At 51.3% G+C, this 17,483-nt stretch carries 15 protein-coding genes; 10 read left to right on the plus strand and 5 right to left on the minus strand.

What is annotated here, in order from left to right; translation table 11 throughout:
* Positions 1 to 19: 19 nt before the first annotated feature.
* The gene (locus K3T82_RS03365; protein ID WP_220192082.1) at positions 20 to 400 is read right to left on the minus strand and encodes a DoxX family protein; all 381 of its coding nucleotides are present in this window, start codon (positions 398 to 400) and stop codon (positions 20 to 22) included.
* Positions 401 to 683: 283 nt separating this feature from the next.
* Here K3T82_RS03365 and cofE point away from each other — a divergent pair, with 283 nt between their 5' ends.
* From cofE to cofC, 4 genes are all read left to right on the plus strand, one after another.
* Positions 684 to 1,451 (plus strand): coenzyme F420-0:L-glutamate ligase, encoded by a 768-nt coding sequence (gene cofE / locus K3T82_RS03370; protein ID WP_220192083.1) that lies wholly within the window; start codon positions 684 to 686, stop codon positions 1,449 to 1,451.
* A gap of 199 nt (positions 1,452 to 1,650) precedes the next feature.
* Positions 1,651 to 2,304, plus strand: a complete 654-nt coding sequence (locus K3T82_RS03375; protein ID WP_220192084.1) for a nitroreductase family protein — start codon at positions 1,651 to 1,653, stop codon at positions 2,302 to 2,304.
* 18 nt (positions 2,305 to 2,322) lie between these two features.
* Complete coding sequence (gene cofD, locus K3T82_RS03380; RefSeq protein ID WP_220192085.1) at positions 2,323 to 3,255, plus strand: 2-phospho-L-lactate transferase; 933 nt, start codon at positions 2,323 to 2,325, stop codon at positions 3,253 to 3,255.
* Positions 3,256 to 3,393: 138 nt separating this feature from the next.
* Positions 3,394 to 4,005, plus strand: a complete 612-nt coding sequence (gene cofC, locus K3T82_RS03385) for a 2-phospho-L-lactate guanylyltransferase (RefSeq protein WP_220192086.1) — start codon at positions 3,394 to 3,396, stop codon at positions 4,003 to 4,005.
* A 257-nt stretch (positions 4,006 to 4,262) separates the two neighbouring features.
* Here cofC and K3T82_RS03390 read toward each other — a convergent pair whose 3' ends face one another.
* The gene (locus tag K3T82_RS03390) at positions 4,263 to 4,922 is read right to left on the minus strand and encodes a hypothetical protein (protein ID WP_220192087.1); all 660 of its coding nucleotides are present in this window, start codon (positions 4,920 to 4,922) and stop codon (positions 4,263 to 4,265) included.
* 544 nt (positions 4,923 to 5,466) lie between these two features.
* On the opposite strand from K3T82_RS03390, the gene glnA reads away from it, so the two are divergent.
* The 4 genes from glnA (at position 5,467) to thyX (ending at position 9,609) form a co-directional block, all read left to right on the plus strand.
* Positions 5,467 to 6,900 (plus strand): type I glutamate--ammonia ligase, encoded by a 1,434-nt coding sequence (gene glnA, locus K3T82_RS03395; protein ID WP_220192088.1) that lies wholly within the window; start codon positions 5,467 to 5,469, stop codon positions 6,898 to 6,900.
* Positions 6,901 to 7,120: 220 nt separating this feature from the next.
* The gene (gene moaA, locus K3T82_RS03400; RefSeq protein WP_220192089.1) at positions 7,121 to 8,116 is read left to right on the plus strand and encodes a GTP 3',8-cyclase MoaA; all 996 of its coding nucleotides are present in this window, start codon (positions 7,121 to 7,123) and stop codon (positions 8,114 to 8,116) included.
* A gap of 204 nt (positions 8,117 to 8,320) precedes the next feature.
* Positions 8,321 to 8,524, plus strand: coding sequence for a helix-turn-helix domain-containing protein (locus tag K3T82_RS03405; RefSeq protein WP_220192090.1), 204 nt, complete (start codon positions 8,321 to 8,323; stop codon positions 8,522 to 8,524).
* A gap of 164 nt (positions 8,525 to 8,688) precedes the next feature.
* Complete coding sequence (thyX, locus tag K3T82_RS03410) at positions 8,689 to 9,609, plus strand: FAD-dependent thymidylate synthase (RefSeq protein ID WP_220192091.1); 921 nt, start codon at positions 8,689 to 8,691, stop codon at positions 9,607 to 9,609.
* On the opposite strand, the gene K3T82_RS03415 is transcribed toward thyX, so the two are convergent.
* Entirely contained in the window at positions 9,610 to 10,146 is a 537-nt protein-coding gene (locus K3T82_RS03415; protein WP_220192092.1) for a hypothetical protein, read from the minus strand. It abuts the gene before it with no gap.
* A gap of 563 nt (positions 10,147 to 10,709) precedes the next feature.
* Here K3T82_RS03415 and K3T82_RS03420 point away from each other — a divergent pair.
* The gene (locus K3T82_RS03420; RefSeq protein WP_236030983.1) at positions 10,710 to 12,089 is read left to right on the plus strand and encodes a serine hydrolase domain-containing protein; all 1,380 of its coding nucleotides are present in this window, start codon (positions 10,710 to 10,712) and stop codon (positions 12,087 to 12,089) included.
* A 139-nt stretch (positions 12,090 to 12,228) separates the two neighbouring features.
* Here the strand turns inward: K3T82_RS03420 and K3T82_RS03425 are convergent, their stop codons facing one another.
* The gene (locus K3T82_RS03425) at positions 12,229 to 14,589 is read right to left on the minus strand and encodes an MMPL family transporter (RefSeq protein ID WP_220192093.1); all 2,361 of its coding nucleotides are present in this window, start codon (positions 14,587 to 14,589) and stop codon (positions 12,229 to 12,231) included.
* A 596-nt stretch (positions 14,590 to 15,185) separates the two neighbouring features.
* Here K3T82_RS03425 and add point away from each other — a divergent pair.
* Positions 15,186 to 16,244 carry an adenosine deaminase gene (gene add / locus K3T82_RS03430; RefSeq protein ID WP_220192094.1) on the plus strand — a complete coding sequence of 353 codons (1,059 nt, stop codon included), beginning with the start codon at positions 15,186 to 15,188 and terminating at the stop codon, positions 16,242 to 16,244.
* A gap of 143 nt (positions 16,245 to 16,387) precedes the next feature.
* Here add and K3T82_RS03435 read toward each other — a convergent pair whose 3' ends face one another.
* Positions 16,388 to 17,425: a phosphotransferase gene (locus tag K3T82_RS03435; RefSeq protein ID WP_220192095.1), complete on the minus strand. Its 1,038-nt coding sequence runs from the start codon at positions 17,423 to 17,425 to the stop codon at positions 16,388 to 16,390.
* Positions 17,426 to 17,483: the final 58 nt, after the last annotated feature.

Genomic DNA, 17,483 nt, shown 5'->3' on the forward strand with positions numbered 1-17,483 from the left:
CCTGGGCACCCCTACAAATCTATTTATCCTCGCTCTTCTGGATTGGAGCCTCCGCCAACACCATCAGCAACCCTCCTATGATCGCGGCGTTCTTTAGAAATTGGATCTGCTGCTGCACCTTTCCGGCGGGTGTCTCCTCCTTCCAAAAAGCATGTCCCACAATAGTTGTCGGCACCAGCGCACCTAGCAGAGCCATCGCGGCAAGCTTCGGCGCGACATCAGTAGCCAGCGCGAAGCCACCTGCAACCATGACCGCTCCATTGAGAATAGTCGCCTGGAGCGGCTGCGGTATACCAGCCTTCGCGACCATCTTTGCGCGCCCCTCAGGTTCTTTCAATGTGCTGAAACCACCTACTATGAAAATACCTGACAAAAATAATCTACTGAGTGTTTTTAACATACACTCATGTTCCCCCTTTAATCAACGAATAAAGCACTGCATAGATATAACGATAAGTAAGCAGCCTGATCACCTACTCCTCTCCTATATAGTACAGCAATCCAAACCATAGCAATTTCATACATAACGCTTTCGACTTTTCTGAGCCAATCAGGGAATAAACCAAAGCATTTTCACTCTTCTATATATGTGTGGCATACTAACACTGGACAACCAGTTCGCGGGCAGCCATGCGCTTTACAGCATCACACGCCGCCGCTATAATGCCATACGAGGGAGAATCATGCATACAGAGATAAAAATTTTACCTGTTACAGGTATTGGCGATATTCGCCCAGGGGATGACCTGGGTCTTCTTATCTATAATGCGTTGAAGCAACAGCAGATCACACCACGCCAGGGTGATGTTCTCGTTATCACGCAAAAGATCATCTCCAAAGCCGAAGGGCGCCTGGTCCGACTCGATGAAATTGAGCCCTCGCCCTTCGCGCTCCAATACGCCGAGCGCTATCAGAAGGACCCTCAGCATGTTGAGGTCGTTCTGCGCGAAAGCAAACGCATCGTACGCATGGATCATGGCGTTATGATTTGCGAGACACAACACGGCTTTATTTGCGCGAATGCGGGCGTTGACGAATCCAATATCGGCGGTGAGCGCGTGCTCGCACTCCTACCCGAAGACTCCGACCGCTCAGCACGCCAGATCCGCCAGCGCATCCAAAGTCTTATCAACGATGATGACAACACAGACTTCGCCATCATCGTTTCAGACACCTGGGGACGCCCCTGGCGCAATGGGCAGGTCAATATGGCTATTGGCGTTGCGGGTATGGAACCCCTATCCGACTATCGCGGTCAGAACGATCCCTATGGCTATGAACTCCATGCAAGTGTAATTGGAGTTGCCGACGAACTGGCCTCCGCTGCGGAATTAGTCATGGGTAAAGTGGATCGCGTGCCTGTCGCCCTGTTGCGCGGCTATACCTATAAATCAGGGCAGGGCAGTGGAAGCGAACTCATTCGTGATGGCGCCACAGATATGTTCCGCTAATCCTGACACTATACCAGCCTGACGTATTCGCTCCTGATAAGGAATGTCGAATGCGAGCACGAACCACATCAGCTATGTGTTTTTCCGCGTAAAACCTTTTCCTTATTCGAAAGCCTGAACACGTCGGTGCTAGCCGCGACCCCATGCGGGGCCACGGCAGCGACATTGGTTCTCGTATAAGATCTTAGAGGAAAGAACAGTGACCTTACAATCCTCGCATGAACAATCTATAAATGGTTTCAAACGAGCCCATGACCTCGCGGAACTGCTACGAGGTCGCCGAAGCGTTCGTCAATATCAGGACCGCGAAGTACCACGCGAGGCCATTCTTCATATGCTTGAGGCGGCACGCTGGGCTCCCTCACCTCATGGTCGTCAGCCCTGGCGCTTCGCGGTCTTGACACAACCTGGAGCAAAATTGCGACTCGCCGATGCTATGGGTGAGGACTGGAAGCGCAACCTGGAAATGGACGGGCAAGCCGCCGAGATCGTACAATTGCGCCTGGACAAATCACGCCAGCGCATCCTTTCGGCACCGGCGCTGATCCTTCCCTGCCTCTACTTAGAGGACCTGGATCGCTACCCCGATGAGCAGCGCCAGACCAATGAAACGACAATGGCAATCCAGAGTATAGGCGCAGCCATCCAGAATATGCTGCTTGCGGCTTATGACCTGGGGCTGGATACAGGGTGGATGTGCGCACCACTCTTCTGTCCCTCTATCGCACGCGAAGCGCTGGGACTGGCTGAAACATTCATTCCCCAGGCACTTATCACTGTTGGTTACGCGGCAGCTGATCCCAAACGCCGTGAACGACTTCCCTTAGATAAACTGATTGTACATTTTGAGTAAAGGTGGAGAGAGGTAGGCATGATAGTTGTACTCGCAGGCGGCGTTGGGGCCGCTCGCTTCTTACAGGGCGTCGTACAGGTTGTTCCCCCTGAAGAGATCACCATTATCGCCAACACGGGCGACGACCGCGAATTCTACGGGTTACATGTCTCGCCCGATGTCGACATTGTTATGTACACCCTGGCGGGTATCGTCGACGAACAACAGGGCTGGGGCATTCGCAACGATACTGGCCATACCATGCAACGCCTGATCGACCTTGGGCACGAAGACTGGTTCAAATTGGGCGACCAGGATCTAGCAACGCACATCCACCGCACAATGCTGCTACACCAGGGTCAGTCTCTAAGCACAATCACTGAAGGACTACGCCAACGCATGGGTATCAAGCCGCATATCATCCCTATGAGTGATAACCCGGTTGCGACCCATATCCAGACACCAACGGGCCTGATCCACTTTGAAGAATATTTCGCGAAGAATCACTGTAGCGATGAGGTACTTGGTGTCGAATTCATTGGCGCACATGAGGCCAAGCCAGCGCCAGGTGTGATTGATGCTATCAAACAAGCAGATGCCGTACTTGTCGCGCCCAGCAACCCGATTGTCAGCATTGGCACCATCCTCTCAGTTCCCGGCATCCACGACGCCTTACATGAAACAAGTGGTATGGTCGTCGCCGTAAGCCCACTCGTAGGAGGGGCGCCTATCAAAGGCCCTGCCGACAAATTGATGCGCGCCCTGCATATGGAAGCAAGCGCGGTTGGCATTACACGCCACTATCGAGACTTCCTCGATGTCATGGTGATAGACCAGCAAGATGCCCATCTCGCCGAACAGGTCGAAGACCTGGGAATTCCATGCGTCGTCACCGATACTATCATGCGCGACATGGAGCACAAAACCGCGCTGGCACGTACAGTTATTCGAGCGGCAGGTCTTACCTATTAAGTAATAAGAAAAACGATTACATGTAATACACTTACTCATTGTCCGAAACTTGAGCATATTAATGTTAGCCACACCCCCATCCGGGGGGCACGGTAGTAGCGTTAGTATTCGTATGAGATCTTAGAAAGTCAGGCGCGCATGGGGCATCGAGCATTAATTCCAGTCAAACACCTTTCAGGCGTCAAGACACGTCTCTCTCGACATCTGACACTTGAGCAGCGCTCATCATTAGTCCTTGACATGCTGCATCGTGTCATTGATGCTCTCCATGCCAGCCAGGTGCTTGCAAGCATCGCTGTCGTCAGCGCGGACGAAGAGGTACTCACCTACGCGCGGCGTTGGGGGGCTCATGGCCTCACGGAGGGGCGACCAGGCCATAATCAAGCCTTGACCAACGCCGCCCAACACCTGGTCAATTACAATACAGATATGCTTCTCACGCTTTCCGCTGACCTTCCCCTGCTTCGAGCTAGAGATATACAGGCAATGGTCGAGCAGTCAGAATCTTACCCAGTGGTCCTGGCTCCATCGCGCGATGGAACCGGTACCAACGCTATGCTGGCTCGTCCGCCACTTATCATACCCTATGTCTTTGGCGTTAATAGCCTCCAGCATTATATAGCGCAGGCTCGTGCGCACAACCTCAGCCATACACTCTATCATAGCCTGGGAACTGAACTAGACATTGATACCATTGAAGATCTAGTTATCTTTCAGCACTATGACTACCACGAAGCCATCGCAAAATAGCTACTATATCGATAATAATATATTCAAATAGCGGTTGTGTTTTCGCAATCGATCACACTTTTATGGCCTTACTGCTTTATCAGGCTCTTCAAGGCGCTCTTGCTTCTTGAGATGTTCACAAAACAAAAAGAGTTGTGGACTGGCTTACTGGCTGCAAACCGATCCACATCTCTTTCTTAAACCGTAACGCACATGAACGTTGAGCAACTCTCGCTCAGGGAAAAACCATTCAATCAGCAGCTACTTCGCAGGCTTCACTACTTCGTTGTGACTGAATAGCTCACAGTCATACCCTTGCTATTTGTGGATACTCCAGTTGCGCAATATGAGAAACCATTGAGTAAGCTGGAGAGATCCACATTAAGTTGAGAATTCACGGTTTCTTCCAGGCTATCCACCAACCCGGTCACCGGAACGCCACCTGTATCGACACTCAGGACACGCACCTTGGCTTTACAAGCATCGATATAGGGCTGCATTGTTACACGAAAGCTACGGGTAATAGGAATACCCAGAAATGAGAGCTGATCATCACCAGTCATCACAAGCTGCCCATCCTGTGGCGTTGATACCTTTAAATTCGTGATCGTACCTGGCGTAGTGGCACTCTTTAACTGCTTCGTCGCGACCTGCGTGAGAAGGTCATCACTTAGCTGCACCACAAGGGCCTGATTCGGATCGGCTTTAGTCGTTGTTATAGGTGCCTTCGCCGCCATGCTGTCCGCATACAATACCGAGCCAATGACACCCGCCACCATACCCAGCAACAATACCAGCACAATCGTACCAATAAAACAGCCGGGACCAATACCACGCCGCTCGCCACGTGGTGGTGCTACCGGAGCAGATTTTCGTCTGTTACGTACGTCGACAGGCTCCGTCAGGCTATCATTAATATTCTGATTATTCGCATCCATCAAATGGATCTCCTACGCTCATAGTATCCATATCGTACAACTCTTAGCTCAACCGCCGCAAGTAGAGCCAGGGAAATTGCCCAACCATCTCACATGCTATCGCCCTCACGACTGTAAGATCAGCTACATACAAAAGGGCCTACAATCCAACAATGCCAATGGTTCACTCTGTTAAACGCATCAAGGGCCTGAGAAGCAACCGAGAAAAACAAAACCTATACGATACGCCCTGCCTATTTTGCCATAAGCTAGGAAGCAACAGGAGAAGCATTGAATAGAAGAGGTAGTAACAGGCTTTTTCACCGATTATTCTGTCCAAAATTTGTGCAATATGCCTAAAACAGTAACCAGAACTTTCGGATAAAGTAACTGTAGTATCTCTTTAGCACAGAGCCTATGATATGTACAGAAGTTGACATCTGGCTGGGAGCCAGGTAAACGCTATCATAACTATGCAGAATATCCAATATATCCGTAGTGTGCAAGGCGAGCCACTCAATACCAGCAATGATGCGGGGAAAGAACGCGAGAGGAGAAACGATTGATGACCCCAGAGGAAGTCTTACGATTCGCTAAAGAGAATGGTGCAAAAATGGTCGATCTGAAATTTACGGATCTACCTGGCACCTGGCAGCACTTCAGCATTCCTTTCACCGCACTAGAAGAATCTATCTTTGAAGAGGGCTTGTTCTTCGATGGTTCCAGCGTTAGAGGCTTCCAGGCAATTAATGAAAGCGATATGCTGGTTATCCCCGATGCCAAGACCGCTTTCATGGATCCCTTCACCGCTGTTCCCACCCTTAGCGTAATCTGTGACATTGCTCATCCGGGCTCTCGCAAGCCTTATACACGCGATCCCCGCTATATCGCTCGTAAAGCGGAAGAGTATGTTCGCTCCAGCGGTATCGCTGATACGGCATATTTCGGCCCCGAGGCGGAATTCTACGTCTTTGACAATGTGCATTATACCTCCACTGAAAGCACACAGAGCGTCCAGGTCGACTCCGATGAAGCCTTCTGGAATAGTGGTCGCGCTACCAATCACGATGGCTCCCGTAGCCTTGGTCATCTGATGCGCATCAAGGGCGGCTATTTCCCAGTCGCTCCAAATGATACGCAGCAAGACCTGCGCAGCGAGATGGCTCTTCAGCTTGAGGCCCTTGGCATTCCTGTCGAGGCACAGCACCATGAAGTTGGTGCCGCTGGTCAGGCCGAGATCGACATTCGCTTCGGCACACTGCTCAAAACCGCCGACAATATTCTGCTCTACAAATACGTCATCAAGAATATTGCCCGCAAGTACGGCAAAACCGTTACCTTCATGCCCAAGCCAATTTACGGCGACAATGGCTCCGGTATGCACACACACCAGAGCCTCTGGAAGAATGAAAAGCCTCTCTTCTATGATGCCGATGGCTACGCCGGGCTCTCTGAAATGGCCCGCAACTACGTCGGTGGTGTTTTGATGCACGCGCCCGCCATCATGGCTCTCGCGGCTCCCACGACCAATAGCTACAAGCGTCTGGTCCCAGGCTTCGAGGCTCCTGTCAACCTGGTCTTCTCGAAGGGCAACCGTAGCGCGGCTATCCGTATCCCGCTGGTCGATAATCCTAAGGGCAAGCGCATCGAGTTCCGCCCACCAGACCCAACCGCCAATCCATACCTACTCTTCTCGGCCCTGCTGATGGCTGGTCTGGACGGCATCAAGCGCAATATTGATCCCAGCGCCTTTGGTTACGGTCCTGTCGATAAGAACCTCTACGAGATGTCGGCTGCGGAACTGCATGAGATTAGCTCGGTTCCTGGCTCCCTCGAAGAGTCTCTCAGAGCACTGGAGAACGATCACGAGTTCCTTCTCGAAGGCAACGTCTTCACCAGCGACCTGCTTGAGACCTATATCGATCTCAAGCGCAGCGAGAGCAACGAAGTTCGCCTGCGCCCCGTACCCATCGAATTCGCGATGTACTACGACGCATAAAACGGACACACAGATCTTTTCAATACACACACTTAGCCTGTCCGTGACACACACACACTGGTCCGCTCCTCAACTGAGGGGCGGACCTTTTTTGCCGCCCTTTCATAGGCATTACAGACGTCCTAATTTTCTCGTAACTTTTCCGGACACAAAAGTGGACAGGTATGCTATAGTGATAGCAACACACGCGATAAAAGCCTATTTGATAGGGGAGTATTCAATGGAACCATTAGTAGATAGTTATGGGCGACGTATTAAGAATATGCGTATATCAGTGACTGATAAATGCAATTTTCGCTGTACCTATTGTATGCCTGCTGAAGGACTTCCCTGGCTCACCAAGGCTGAAATCCTAAGCTATGAAGAGTTGGTACGTATCAGTCGCGTCGCCGTTAGCATGGGTATCGAGCAGATTCGCCTGACAGGGGGTGAGCCCCTGGTAAGACGTGATCTGCCAGAACTTGTGCGTCAACTCCGCCAGCTTGATGGGCTCCACAGCCTGAGCCTGACGACCAATGGCATCCTGCTTAAACAACAAGCCCAGGCCTTGGCAGATGCCGGTCTGACCCGCATCAATGTAAGCCTCGATTCACTCATTCGCGAAAAGTTCACCCAACTAACACGCCGCGACCAGCTAGCACGCGTGTTAGAAAGCCTCGATGAACTTGCTAAATACCCCAGTATCCATCCCATTAAGATCAACGCGGTCGCAATGCGCGGCTTTAGCGAGTCCGAGGTACTAGACTTCGTTCGATTCGCACGCGATAAAGCCTATGTCATGCGTTGGATAGAGTTCATGCCTCTCGACGCCGACCAAATTTGGCGCAAAGAAGACATCCTGACGGGACATGAGATCAAAGCTATTATCGAAGCCACCCATGGTCCTCTCACCCCCATTACCTCCGGTGATCCCTCCGAAACGGCCCGCCGCTATACTTTTAGTGACGGCATTGGCGAGGTCGGTTTCATTAATCCTGTAAGTGAACCATTCTGTGCCCAGTGTGATCGCATTCGTATCACAGCCGATGGACAACTACGTACTTGCCTCTTCGCCACCGAAGAAACAGACCTCCGCTCCGTCCTGCGCTCAGATGCCGATGATACTGAGCTAGAGCGAGTCATTCGACAAGCAGTGTGGCACAAAGAGTTGAAACATTATATTGGGGATAAACGATTCAAGCGCGCTAATCGCAGCATGTCTATGATCGGAGGATAATGGAAACATTCAAGCAGAAAGCTTGTAATTACAGTGCATCACAACTATTGCGGGTTCTGTTACTGAAAAGCGGCGTAATCGTCTATATAGTCAAATAGATAATTGCTTCAAGAACAAAGAATACTTTAGTTCTGTGAATACGATTATCATAACGCGGTCAGGCGTATTTTTTTATATGCATCACTGGCCAGAAAAGAGGGCTCTGTGGAACACGACGATGCTGAACTGCTTACAGTTCGAGAGGTCGCAAAACAATTGCGTGTAGATGACACAACAGTGCGCCGTTGGATCAAAAATGGAGTGCTTGATGCTATCACGCTACCCCATCGCGGAGCACGACAGGCGTACCGCATACGCCGAGTTACCCTGAATAATCTTCTCGCACCACCCGAATCAGTGAGTCAATGAGAGTAGCCAAACGGCTCCGAACCTGTTAGACTAGTGGACGATTTATACAGGGTTTATACGAAAACCAACGTCGTTGCAATAGCTAACGCGAACTTTCATGCGAGGGCATGGCACGCACAGGTTTTCGGATAACGAAATACCACTAGTCAACCAGGAGGTTCTCGTTGGCTGCTCTTGACCCACAAACACTCTTCCAGAACTATCATGGAAGCGAGCAAGCAGGCTATGCTACTATCCACGCGCCAGTACAACACACTCCAGGAGGTACCCCCTACCTACAAGTTCCTGGAGTCGTGATGCTGGCGCGCCCACAAACCAATCTCGCCGGGCTGGCGGGTTTCCTTGATGGTTTTGATGCAACGCTACACTTCGATCAGTATCTTGAAGATCCCACTCCACTCCCCGATAGCTCCCAACTATGTAAGGTTGCCGGACAGACCTGCTACATGAGCTTTGGTCCCAAACGGACGATGAATGAGAACGCCAGGCGCTATTTTGACAACCTCAAATCGTCGGGCCATGGCTCTGTCTTCGAGCACGCCAACTTTAGCCTTCTGCTCTACGGCATCTCACGGAGCCTGACCCATGAGCTGATCCGACATCGCGCTGGCATGGGGTTCTCCCAGCTGAGCCAAAGGTATGTCTCTGGACGCATGCTCCGTTTCGTAGAGCGCCCCGAATACCGCGACGACCCCCAGTTGCACGCTCAATTCGAGAGCCGTATCGACCGCGCGGATGAAGAATACGCGACGCTAACGAAACGCCTGCTAGAGATGCAGAAAGAAGGCTCGACCATCCTGAGCGCCGAGGCCCGTACCGACTTGCGTAAGAAGGTGCAACAAACGGCACGTTCAGTCCTTCCCAATGAGACCGAAGCCCCAATCGTGGTCACAGGCAATGCACGCTCCTGGCGGCACGTCATCGAGATGCGCGCCGATGCCCATGCTGAGACCGAAATTCGCGAACTGGCAGTACGCATCTATCTTTGCCTGTACCAGACTGATCCCATTCTCTTCGGCGATTACCTTATCGAACAACTCCCCGACGGTACTCATTCCGTTGTCACAGACTATCGTAAAGTCTAATTAGAGCGTGCGGCTATAAAGTTGTAGACCTTGCGGCGCGGGCTCTGAGGTAATCTCAAGCTCGCACAAAGCCGCGAGGTGCGTCGCGCCCATATCCCCAGAAGGAAGCAGCACCTCAAAATAGAGTGGTAGACCTTCCTGCTCGGCTTCGAATTCGAACTCGAAGGCTTGCTCGCGTGCCCGGTTGAGCGCCCCAACAAGCAAGAGTCTTCCCGCGCGCCTGCGCCGCTGCGATGGAGTAACCGTTCCTCGACAGATGAAATGGTACCCCTTCTCATCACGCTCCAGGCAGACAACTGTGTAAGCAATGATCTCACCAGTAATGCCCTCTAGAGTACCTGCCTGACTCCATGTGCTCAGCTCGTCATCATCGTCGGTAATCACGAATCCATTCGCGAGCGCGTTTACCTGCTCGTCACGCAACCACGCTTCTAGCTCGCCATCGCCCTGCACGACTGTACCATCCACACGTGCGGACTCTTGCTGCACACCCACGATTTCTGGAATATCATCATAACGTAAATGCCGTATCCGCATACATCCTCTGCCTCTCTGAATCTGACTCTTCGTTCCAGCCAGCTTATCGTCTTGCAACAATTTATCAAAATAAAATCTAAGGGATAGATACTTAACGCGTCTTTCCGTTCCTGAGTATACAACAAGGTGGAAACTCGATAAGTTCCCAGAGCGCTGAAACTCGCATAACACCTATAATTGACCAATAGCTGGGATTTTGCCATAGAGCACCAGTGGCTTAGCGCGCTGTTGTATCGATGTCCGCATGAATAAGCTCAGGTTGTGCATCCTGAAGCACAGGGCAAAGCAACTGACTTGTGTTATTATATCGATGAGCATATCCGTTGAAAGCGTACTTACACGTGGTTTTAGTACTGCTGCTTGGCAACAGTTGAGCAACGTGAGTCTGCCTTGATGGTCAGAGATAGAGCACAGCCTTGAATCTCTCTTCACCTTCCAGAATTGGGATGTTTGTTAGGGTGCCAGTCATAATACCTTTCCCAATCACCTCAAGATGGACAAGCTATTCCCCGAAGAAGCTCTAAGCGGAATGCCCTGACGTTTATATCCAAATGGAAATGAAAATGAAAATGTCGCAAATCACGTTAACCGATTTTGTTGAGTCAGCATCCAAAAAATTCAATATACCGGGTGTAGCCGTTGGAGTATGGGTGGACAACAAGGAAATCTATGCCTGCCACGGTGTAACAAGCGTCGATAATCCCCTGCCCATTGATCAGGACACACTATTTCTTGTGGGCTCGATCACAAAGACTTTTACAGCGACCATACTCATGCGCCTGGTCGCAGAGGGAAAAGTTGAACTGAACGCGCCAGTTAGCAGATATATTCCAGAGCTCCAACTGAAAAACAAACAGGCCCGGGACACCATCACAGTGCAGAACCTGCTCAACCATACCTCCGGGCTAGACTGGGGAGTCATCGCCGACACCGGTGAAGGAGACGACGCCCTACAGAACTATGTGACAAAAATGGCCGATTTGGAGCAGCTTGCGCCGCCCAATACTAGAGTTTCCTACAGTCAGGCAGGGTTCAATCTGATTGGACGGCTCATAGAGAAGGTCACGGGCCAGACCTTCGAGCAGACTGTTAAATCTCTCATATTCGAGCCGCTGGGGCTCTCACACAGTTTCTTTGCGCGTGATGACATTATGACTCGACGCTTCACAGTCGGGCACAATCGCGGCGAAGACGGAACACTGTCCATTGCGCGGCTGTGGCGACGTTCGCGCGGTGATAATCCTGGCGGTGGCATCGCCTCCTCGGTAGCGGACCAACTGCGCTGGGCCCGGTTCCATCTTGGAGATGGCAACGCAGAAAGTGGGGCTCAGGTGCTCCCCGCAAATATGCTGCACCAGATGAAGGAACCCACAGCTACGTTGCGAGCGAGCAACCTTGGCGACGCCATTGGTATCAGCTGGTTTTTACGTGAGGTGGACGGAGTTCGTGCCATCGGCCATGGCGGATCGGCCAATGGTCAGTTCGGCGAACTGCTCATCGTTCCCGAACGCAATTTCGCTGTCGTCTCGCTATCCAACACTGGCCCAGATGGCATTCCCTTCAACCAGGAAGTCGTCCGCTGGGCACTAGAGAACTACCTGGGACTCAGCGACCGCGACCCAGAGCCAATCCCATTTAACACAGCACGGGCCCAGGAAATTGTTGGCAAATACGAGAACGATGTGATGACCTTCACTATCGACACGATCGGAGAAGGGCTAAGGCTTGAGGTATTGCTGAAACCAGAAATCCGTGCAGCGGCAGACAAGGAACTGCCCCCAGATCACGCGCCATTCGATTTCGGCCTGCTGCCCGGCGACAAAGACGAGTATATCATCACAGGTGGAGCCTTCAAGGGGCAGCGAGGGTTCTTCACCCGCGATCAGAACGGTACAGTCGTAGGGGTAGATCTCGCAGGCCGCTTATTCAGCCGCATCCACTAGCCTATGAATAAGCCTGCCGTTATATAGTAGGCATCTAAGCAAAACATCACTTGTTTTGCCATCACATAAAAGAAAGCCAGGACTCTCCCACTGGGAAGGCCCTGGCTTTCTTTAGTCTAAGATCGCTCTGGCTGCCGCTTTACGCGCTCTCGATCTCCATATCAACTTGCTTGGGCGGAACCTTGAGGCCAGGGAGCCACCAATTCCAGCGACCAAGCAGGCGCATGGTAGCGGGGACGAGCAGGGAGCGCACAATGGTAGCATCCACCAGCACCGCCGCTGTCATTCCAACGCCGATCTCTTTCGTAACCGTCAATGTCGTGAAAGTAAAGGAAACAGTGACGACGATGAAGAGCAAGGCCGCATTAGTGATTACACTACCAGTCTTCTCTAAGCCAAGAGCCACGGCTTGTCGGTTGTTGTGGGTGTGTAGCCACTCTTCGCGGATACGACTCAACAGGAAGACCTCGTAGTCCATTGAGAGGCCAAAGAGAGCACAGAAGAGCATTATGGGAATGATATCATCTACAAAACCACTGCTAGTAAAGTTTAGCAGGTTACTTCCATAACCCCACTGGAAGACTATCACCAGCACTCCATAAGAGGCACAAACCGAGAGGCAGTTCATCAACACGGCCTTGAGCGGTAGGAGCAGGGAACGGAACATGATAAGTAGCAGAATGAAGGTAGCCACAATCACAAAGAGAATGGCCCGTGGGAAATGACCGAAGAGGTAACGATCAAAGTCCATATAGATCGCCTGCAAGCCACCAACCTTCACATCTAGATTGCTGGTAGATGCGCTGCCGTCCGCACGCAGGTGATCAATCAAGGCTTGTGACTCATCACTATTCAAACTGGTATCGGTCGTGACATTGATATAGGCCGTATCATCTTTGACCATGGCATCAACAAGGCTAACCAATTGAGGCATGCGTTTGTACTGTCCGGAGGTATACAGCTGAATCAACTGGTCACGCGTCAATTGTGGACCACCAGCAACAGCGGGGAAGTTCATCACACTGGTCACGCTCTTGACGTGCTTCTGCTCTTTGAGCCAATCCGTCAGGGTAGCAAGATGCTCCAGATTTTCTTTACTGAGCACATCAGAGCCATTGTGTGACTGGGCCACAACATCAATATTCTGATCCTTGTAAGCTGGGAACTGATCTTTTAGAATCGTCAGTCCCTGGCGCGCGGGAGAAGACGCTGGAAGCGTTCCTTCGTCGGTCGTACCAGTGCGCAGAGAAAGCGCAGGCCAGGCTAAGGCTCCCAGGATAATGCAGACAAACACAATAACAGTAAAGGGCCGCTTCATAACCCCAATCGCCAGGCGATGCCAGAAGCCTTCTTGCTCCTTGTGACCATCACTCGCCCGTGGCATAGTCATTTTCCACAGGAAGGGAACCCGTAAGGCATTAATACGCGAACCAATCACACTAAGCATAGCAGGCAACAAGGTAAGGGCCGCGATCACGGCGGCGATGACCACTGCCGCGCCTCCTATGCCAATAGATGTCGTCAAACCAAGATCGATCAGCAACAGGCCAAGGAAACCAATCATGACTGTCAGGCCACTGAAGAGAATGGCCTCGCCAGCAGTGGCGATAGTCCAGGCGATAGCCTCGCGAACATGATAGCCTTCAGCTAATTCCTCCCGGAAGCGGCGAATAATAAAGAGACTATAGTCGATGGAGACTCCCAGTCCAATAATTGAGACTACACTCAAGATTTGCGAACTGGTTGGCATAGCCAGAGCAATTGGATATATAAGGGCAAAAGCCAGTGGGATCGCTAGCAGGGCCAGTAATAGTGGCATGCAGGCAGCAACAAATGTGCCAAAGACACCTACCAGAATCACTAATGCGACAGGTAACGCTGTGGCATCAGCACGCTCTACCTCTTTCTGCGCGACCTCCGTAATCTCACCCGCAATCGCGGCACCATCGGTCAGATACATACGCGCGGGCTTCTGGGCGCTTTCAGCAGGGATAAGCTTGCGAAAATCATCAAGGTGCTGCTGCACTGTATCCGAATCAACACTAAACCCGACACGCACAAAGGTCGTTTTATCGTCCTTGCCTGTCTCACCAATCGTAACAGTCTTGACGTCTTTAAAGGCACGCGCCTTGTCAGCAAAATCGTTGATTTGCCTCTGATACTCAGGCTCAGAGACCTTAACAGAGGTTGACTGGAAGACGACGGTGAGCTGTGAAAGTGGCTGGTCAAACTTGTCTGTCATGATATCGGAGACCTGGACAGACTCACTACCTTCAAGCTTGAAGCCGCCACCAGAGAGGTGCTGTGTAGTTTGTAGGGCGAAGAAAGCGCTCACCGCCAGTATGGCAACCCAGAGCGCGATAATGAACCAGCGAAAACGATAAATGAAATATCCATACGCCACACCAATTCGATACATACCATGGGCTTCACGAGGCGAGGTCACCGCCTGTTTCGGTAGCATAGCAGATGTTTCTTCAGGAGCATCTGTTATTCGCATGCACGTCTTTTCCTTTTCAATGGATTCTTTTACCAGGGGCTCTCCATCCAACATCTTCCGGGTATGCCTCTATGACATACCACCAAATTCAAGCGTATCTAAGGGCGCAGCCTGTCGTCTTTGAGGCGTGCAAGATTGGGGTGCCATCATTGGCCATTCGCCATAGACAGAGCCTTTTCTAACCATAGCAATTTTCACCATATCCGTGCTCGACCAAAAGGTGGATTATAATCCGCATGATAGTCGCATTTTCACACGTTGATACAGTTACGGTTACCCAAAAAAACACTTAGAATGCCCTTTTGAGTAACTTTCTTCATTCTCTGCTCAGGCTGAAGTTCTGCACCTATATGTGAAGGCCTTTTAATTGCTGGCGGTAGAGGCGAAATATACTGGAAAGTAAAGCGCGCTCAGAATAGCAAGAGGGCAGGCGGTATTGCGCGATGAAGCAAGACGTAATACACTGATAAAGTCAGGCAGATACTCAGATCACCCGTGGCAACGGGTAATATTTTCTGGAATGGGGTGATAGCTTGGTAGCAGATCGCCTCGATGGAACCGCATAACAGAGCGGGCCGAAAGAGCAGGAAAGCATTATGTCGGTAGAACAGTATTTACGCGAAGTACCCAAAGCCGAATTGCACGTGCACCTTGAGGGGTCGATACGCCCCGAAACAATGCTGGAATTGGCGAAGCGCAACTCAGTTGCCCTACCAGTCCAGGGTGTTGAGGAATTGCGGCAGTGGTTCAAGTATCGCGACTTTGAACACTTTATTCAGATCTTTGTAACAGCCACTCGTTGCCTTAAAACGGCTGAAGATTACGAGCTCATCGCCTATGAATATGGCGAAACGATGGCACGTCAGAACATACGTTATGCCGAGGTCACCTTTTCACCCAGTACACATCGCTTCTTACTAAATCTCCCCTTCGATACGTTTTTTTCGGGCCTTACACGCGGCAGGGAACGCGCACGCCAGGACTTTGGCGTAGAAATTAACTGGGTCTTTGATATCGTGCGTAATAATCATCAGGGGTCGGGAGTCTCTCCCTATGCTGACTTTACATTTCAGGTAGCGAAGGAAGCCATGGGCGATGGCGTCGTGGCTCTTGGCCTGGGTGGCAGCGAAATAGGCAATCCTCCCGAATTGTTCGCACGCTGGTTCGACCAGGCTCGCGAGGTTGGACTACACAGCACTCCTCACGCTGGCGAAACAGTGGGACCAGAAAGTATCTGGGGCGCGCTAAAAACGCTGGGTGCAGAGCGTATTGGACATGGGGTGCGAGCCGCAGAGGATGAGCGTTTACTCGCCTACCTGGCAGAACGCCAGATACTGTTGGAAGTCAGCCCTACCAGCAATATTTGTCTGGGCGTCTACTCCGACTATGCGCATCACTCACTCCCCAAGTTGCTGGAAGCAGGCATTCCCATCACCGTGAACACTGATGATCCTCCTCTCTTCAATACAACGCTCAATCAGGAGGTCGAACTGCTGCACAGCGCTTTTGAACTTGATCTACCCACGATCAACGAGATTCTTCTCAACGGCATACGCTACAGCTTTTTGCCTGATGAGCGCAAGGCCAGCCTGATCGAAGACTTTGAACGCGAGATGCAAACGCTACTGGAGCGCTTCTTGCTCGCTGGGCGCTAAAATATATAAGAATGTGAGCGATTACAAAAACGCAATCGTTCACATTCTCGTCCACATCTTTGAGCCACTACGAAAACATAATCGTTCACATTCTCATCTCCTCCCTTGAATCACTACAAAAACGCAATCGTTCACATTCTCATCTACGCCTCGAAATAGCCAGCTCCATAGCAAGCCAGGATACCACGACAGCTTTCCTCGGGCCAATCTGTTTCCTCAGGAGCCAGAGAATGCTCTATGCGTGCGCTATAAGCCAATCCCATAGTCACACTGGCAGAAATTAGTGTCCGTTCTGTACGTGTAAAAGCTCGTCCTCTCGCGACCTGATACTCCTCAACAAAGGCGTGAATTTCCTCGCGCGTGGGAGTAAGGCGCGTCGGTAGATGCCAGGTCATAGTAAAGCCGCGTGCGCCATCTCCAACCAGTATAGGCTCATAGTCACGCGCCAAACTATCCCAATCATAAATAACTCGGACCTGCCCTCGCTTAAAGCGAAAATGTTTGACAGCCCAATCCGTATGTCCTAAAGCTAGTTCGCCAGAACACACATCCAGGATACTTCGAGCCTCGCGGGCCACTCTATCGATCCACTCGGCTCCATGGGATGTGGCAACAAAATCAAATAGCTTGCTATGTGGTTGCGGCCAGAGCCCATCGATTTCGGGAAAGCGCCACATACTTGTTCGCATTCCAGGCAGGTGTACCAGTCCGCGCGTAAGCTGGACCTGTTGTGCCAGGGTTTCCGCCATCAAGCGCCGGATCGCCGGATCATGCGCGTCAACATAGACCCCATCATCAATAAGCTCCTCAACAACGACGATGCCTTGGGCGAGGCGCTCTGGTCCAGCTATTGGACAAGGGCAAGGATAACCATTTGTTACCAGATACCTTTGCACCTCCTGTACAGCCCGTAGAAACTCAAATGATTGACCAGGCTGATGCACCTTGAGCACTACGCGGCGCTCATCCACCAGACGTAAGCCCACAACAGCTCCCTGGCTGGACTCATAGAAAAGAAACTCGGCCACCGATACACCCAGATGCTCTTCACAATAGGATACCAATAGACTTGCGATATGATATGCATTCCCACTTTCAAAGATCGCCAACTCTACAAATGGTGTTTCCCAGGCCCCGATAAGCCGCTCAATCACCTGAGCTCCTTGCTCTATAGCCAACATGGCGTATAGCCCCTTTCACAGTAATACACAATCAACCCTCTTCCCATAATTTGATAAG

Source organism: Ktedonospora formicarum (assembly GCF_016587355.1).
Lineage (GTDB): Bacteria > Chloroflexota > Ktedonobacteria > Ktedonobacterales > Ktedonobacteraceae > Ktedonobacter > Ktedonobacter formicarum.